Source organism: Flavobacterium sp. (assembly GCF_013822155.1).
Taxonomy (GTDB): domain Bacteria; phylum Bacteroidota; class Bacteroidia; order Flavobacteriales; family Flavobacteriaceae; genus Flavobacterium.
This window is the reverse complement of record NZ_PNJW01000098.1, coordinates 1-4,926: the sequence shown is the minus strand read 5'-3', so window position 1 is coordinate 4,926 and position 4,926 is coordinate 1. Positions and strand designations below refer to the sequence as shown.

The 4,926-nt window shown below is 34.5% G+C and carries 5 protein-coding genes; all 5 read left to right on the top strand.

Annotated features, from left to right (window positions below; genetic code table 11):
- Window positions 1-108 (top strand): potassium-transporting ATPase subunit KdpA (locus C0512_RS14650; protein WP_290862883.1); only part of this gene is annotated, 108 nt, incomplete at its 5' end.
- A gap of 11 nt (window positions 109-119) precedes the next feature.
- Window positions 120-2,138, top strand: coding sequence for a potassium-transporting ATPase subunit KdpB (gene kdpB, locus C0512_RS14645; RefSeq protein WP_290862881.1), 2,019 nt, complete (start codon window positions 120-122; stop codon window positions 2,136-2,138).
- Between the two features lie 13 nt (window positions 2,139-2,151).
- Window positions 2,152-2,712: a K(+)-transporting ATPase subunit C gene (locus tag C0512_RS14640; protein WP_290862879.1), complete on the top strand. Its 561-nt coding sequence runs from the start codon at window positions 2,152-2,154 to the stop codon at window positions 2,710-2,712.
- Window positions 2,713-2,763: 51 nt separating this feature from the next.
- Window positions 2,764-3,843, top strand: a complete 1,080-nt coding sequence (locus C0512_RS14635) for a porin (RefSeq protein WP_290862877.1) — start codon at window positions 2,764-2,766, stop codon at window positions 3,841-3,843.
- 92 nt (window positions 3,844-3,935) lie between these two features.
- Window positions 3,936-4,926: sensor protein KdpD (locus C0512_RS14630; RefSeq protein WP_290862875.1), on the top strand; the 991-nt coding region annotated here is incomplete at its 3' end.

The window sequence follows — 4,926 nt, the reverse complement described above, 5'->3', positions numbered from 1 at the left end:
TCCACTTTTGGATTAATGGTTTTTGCAGTGATTTTTATTATAGCCGCTTTATCTTTTTTCCCAGCTTTAACTTTAGGTCCAATCGCTGAATATTTTTCAGCTCAATAATTTAAAATATCATGAGTAAATCTCAAAACAATTTGTTTCAAAAAGAGTTGGTTAACGAAGCTTTCAAACAGTCTTTCGTGAAACTTAACCCCAAAATAATGTTCAAAAATCCAGTAATGTTTACTGTTGAGATTGGAACAGCCGTAATGCTTTTTGTATGTCTTTGGATATTATTCGGAGAAAATTCGCAAGGAAGTTTTGCTTATAATTTTACTGTCTTTCTAATCTTATTTTTGACCTTACTTTTTGCCAATTTTGCCGAAGCCATTGCCGAAGCAAGAGGAAAAGCTCAGGCCAATAGCTTGCGAAAAACACGTGAAGAAACACCTGCCAAATTAGAAAACGGTCAAACCATTTCTTCAGCCGAATTAAAAAAAGGAGACGTTTTTGTTTGCGAATCCGGCGATATTATTGCTACCGATGGAGAAATCATTGAAGGTTTAGCAACCATAGATGAAAGTGCTATAACAGGTGAAAGTGCCCCTGTAATTCGAGAAGCCGGAGGCGATAAATCATCGGTTACCGGCGGAACAAAGGTATTATCGGATAAAATCAAAGTAATTGTAACCTCTGAACCTGGTGAAAGTTTTCTCGATAAAATGATTGCTTTAGTCGAAGGAGCAAGCCGTCAAAAAACACCGAATGAAATTGCCTTGACAATTTTGCTGGCTGGATTTACTTTAGTATTTATCATTGTAACGGTAACCTTAGCTCCTTTTGCAGCCTATGCCAATGCTCCAATCACAATTGCTGCTTTTATTTCACTATTTGTCTGTTTGATTCCAACAACCATAGGTGGATTATTATCAGCTATCGGAATTGCTGGGATGGACAGAGCTTTAAGAGCAAATGTCATAACCAAATCTGGAAAAGCAGTAGAAACTGCTGGAGATATTGATGTATTGCTTTTGGATAAAACAGGAACAATCACAATTGGAAACAGAAAAGCAACTGCTTTTTATCCTACTAAAGGAATTTCACAAGATGATTTTATCAAATCCGCTGTATTGAGTTCTTTGGCTGATGATACACCAGAAGGAAAAAGTATTGTAGAATTGGCTGGGGTTGATATAGCTAATAAATTATCAATCGACGGAGCCACTTTAATTAAATTTACTGCTGAAACTAGAACTTCAGGTGTAGTGTTGAAAGATGGGACAAACATTAGAAAAGGAGCACAAGATGCCGCTAAAAAAATTGCACTTCAAGCAGGAAACACTTTTCCTGAAGATACAACACAACAAGTAATTTCTATATCTTCAAACGGGGGAACACCTTTAGTGGTTATCAAAAATAACCAAGTGCAAGGTGTAATTGAATTGCAGGATATTATCAAAACCGGAATGAAAGAACGTTTTGAACGCTTACGCAAAATGGGAATCAAAACGGTTATGGTTACGGGAGACAATCCGCTTACGGCAAAATTTATAGCAGAAAAAGCAGGTGTTGATGATTTTATCGCGGAAGCCAAACCGGAAGATAAGATGAATTACATCAAAAAGGAACAAGCTGAAGGAAGACTAGTTGCCATGATGGGAGACGGAACAAATGATGCTCCTGCCCTAGCCCAAGCCAATGTTGGTGTAGCCATGAACAGCGGAACACAAGCAGCAAAAGAAGCAGGAAATATGGTGGATTTAGATAATGATCCAACCAAATTAATAGAGATTGTAGAGATTGGAAAACAACTTTTGATGACTAGGGGAACGCTTACTACTTTTTCTATTGCTAATGATGTTGCGAAGTATTTTGCCATTATTCCAGCACTTTTTATCACAGCGATTCCAGCATTACAAGGCTTGAACATCATGGGATTACACAGTCCTGAAAGTGCCATTTTATCTGCTGTAATTTTTAATGCGATTATCATTCCATTTTTAATTCCTTTGGCATTACGAGGTGTTGCTTACAAGCCAATAGGTGCATCAGCATTATTGCGTAGAAACTTATTTATCTACGGAATTGGTGGTGTAATCATTCCGTTTATTGGAATAAAATTGATTGATTTAGTAGTATCATTATTTGTTTAAAAAAATAGAAATCATGAAAGAAAATATAATACCAGCAATCCGATTAACCGTTTTTTGTGCCGTTTTTTTCTCCGGAATTTACACATTGAGTATCCTCGTAATTGCACAATTGGCTCCAAATCAGGGAAAAGGTGAAATTGTTACCGTAAACGGAAAAAATCACCATATAAATGTAGCTCAGAAATTTGTTGAAAATAAGTACTTTTGGTCTAGACCATCAGCTGTTGATTATAATGCAGCCGGCTCCGGCGGAAGTAATAAAGGCCCATACAATCCTGATTATTTGGCAGAAGTAAAAACCAGAATTGACACCTTCTTATTGAAAAATCCATCGGTAAAACGAAGCGAGTTGCCATCGGAATTGGTTACAGCTTCCGGAAGCGGATTGGATCCTAATATTTCTGTTCAAGGTGCAAAAGTTCAGGCAAAACGTATTGCTGAAAGTAGAAAAATTTCAAAAGAAAAAGTGTTGAAAATTATTGAGAAAAATACCGAAAAGCCACTTTTAGGATTTCTGGGAACTGAAAAAATAAATGTGTTGAAATTGAATATTGAATTAGATAAAGTAAAATAAAAAAAATCTTTCAGATTTCTTAACTCTAGAAAGGATTAAAATAATATAAAAATGAAAAGAATTATTACAGCATTAGTAGGAATCGTATTCACAACAGTTAACGCACAAGAGTCTGACAAAGAAAAAAGTCCATTTACTTTTTCGGGTTACGTTGAAGCTTACTATAGTTATGATTTTGGAAATCCGGACAATCATACAAGACCGAATTTCTTTTACAGCTTCAACAGACACAATGAATTAAATGTAAATTTAGGAATGGCCAAGATTAATTATTCAAAAGATAATGTACGTGGTAACTTCGCCTTAATGGCAGGAACATACGCTGAATATAACTTGGCAGCTGAACAAGATTTATTACAAAATGTGTTTGAAGCAAATGTGGGTGTGAAAATATCTTCTAAACACAATTTATGGATTGATGCTGGAATTATGCCTTCACATATTGGATTTGAAAGTGCTATTGGAAAAGATTGTCAAAATTTGACTCGAAGTATTTTAGCTGATAATTCTCCATACTATGAAGCCGGAGCAAAAATTGGTTATACATCACCTTCAGAGAAATGGTATTTGGCAGCCATGTACTTGAATGGTTGGCAACGAATTCAGAAAATTGACGGTAATCAAACACCTGCTTTTGGGACGCAAATAACTTATAAACCATCTGGCAAAACTATTTTAAATTGGAGTACCTATATGGGGAATGAGCAACCTGATTCGGATAGAAAATGGCGATATTTTAATAACTTTTATGGACAATTTAAATTCTCTGATAAAACTAATTTAACTGCCGGATTTGACATTGGTGCCCAACAAACAGTGAATGGAGGCAATAATTATGATGTTTGGTATTCGCCAGTTGTTATTTTACAACACAAACCAACTTCAAAAATTCAACTTGCAGCGAGAGCAGAATATTATCAAGATGAACAAGGAGTAATTATTGCAACTGGAACTGAAAACGGATTTAAAACATACGGATTTTCGGCTAATTTTGATTATGTAGTTACAAATAATGTTTTATTTAGAATTGAAGCTAGAAATTTAGCAAGCAAAGATGCAATCTTTTTGAAAGATGGAAATCCGACGGATATCAATACTTTTTTGACTACTTCTTTGGCAATTTCGTTCTAAATTGTTTTACCGCAAATTCTCAAATTACTTATTTATTAATATGCGAATTTGCGGTTAATTTTAAAAAATCGTTATTATTTCGTTGTAAAAATATGGAACAAGAAAAACAAAATAACGCTCAACATTTCCTTGATTTAATTCAGAAATCGCGTAGAGGAAAGTTCAAAATCTACATCGGCATGAGTGCTGGTGTGGGAAAAACGTTCCGCATGTTGCAAGAGGCTCATACACTTTTGAAGAACGGAATCGATGTCAAGATTGGTTATATAGAAACCCATTTTCGTAAAGAAACCCATGAATTACTAGATGGTTTACCAATAATTCCAAGAAGAAGTATCTTCTACAAAGGTAAAAATTTGGAGGAAATGGATGTGCAAGCCATTATCAATTTACGCCCCGAAGTCGTTATTGTTGATGAATTGGCTCACACCAATATTGAAGGAAGTAAAAATCAAAAGAGATGGCAAGATGTTTTGGAGATTTTGGAAGCCGGAATAAATGTTATTTCGGCAGTAAACATTCAGCATATTGAAAGTTTAAACGAATCAGTAAAGCAAATAACAGGCATTGATGTGCAAGAACGAATTCCTGATAGTGTCATTGGGTTAGCGGATGAAGTAGTAAACATCGATTTAACAGCGGATGAATTAATTAACCGCTTAAAAGAAGGAAAAATTTATAAACCGGAAAAAATTGAAACTGCTTTACAAAATTTTTTTAAAAGTGAACATATACTGCAACTCAGAGAATTAGCTTTAAAAGAAGTTGCTTCACAAGTAGAACGAAAAGTTGAAAACGAAATAATCACAAGAGGAAACTCATCAATCAGACAAGAAAAATTGATGGCTTGTATAAGCAGTAATGATAAAACTGCTAGAAAAGTAATTAGAAAAACGGCTAGATTAGCAAATTATTACAATGCTAAATGGTTTGTTTTATATGTTGAAACTCCAAAAGAAAATCCAAATAAAATTGCATTGGACAAACAACGTTTTTTGATAAATAACTTTAAATTAGCTACAGAATTAGGTGCAGAAATTATTAAAATAGAGAGTGATTCTATTTCAAAAACAATAATTGAAC

Bases quoted from the DNA above. Each gene is read 5' to 3' on its own strand.
- kdpB (WP_290862881.1), top strand. From the start codon at position 120: ATGAGTAAATCTCAAAACAATTTGTTTCAAAAAGAGTTGGTTAACGAA.
- C0512_RS14640 (WP_290862879.1), top strand. From the start codon at position 2,152: ATGAAAGAAAATATAATACCAGCAATCCGATTAACCGTTTTTTGTGCC.
- C0512_RS14635 (WP_290862877.1), top strand. From the start codon at position 2,764: ATGAAAAGAATTATTACAGCATTAGTAGGAATCGTATTCACAACAGTT.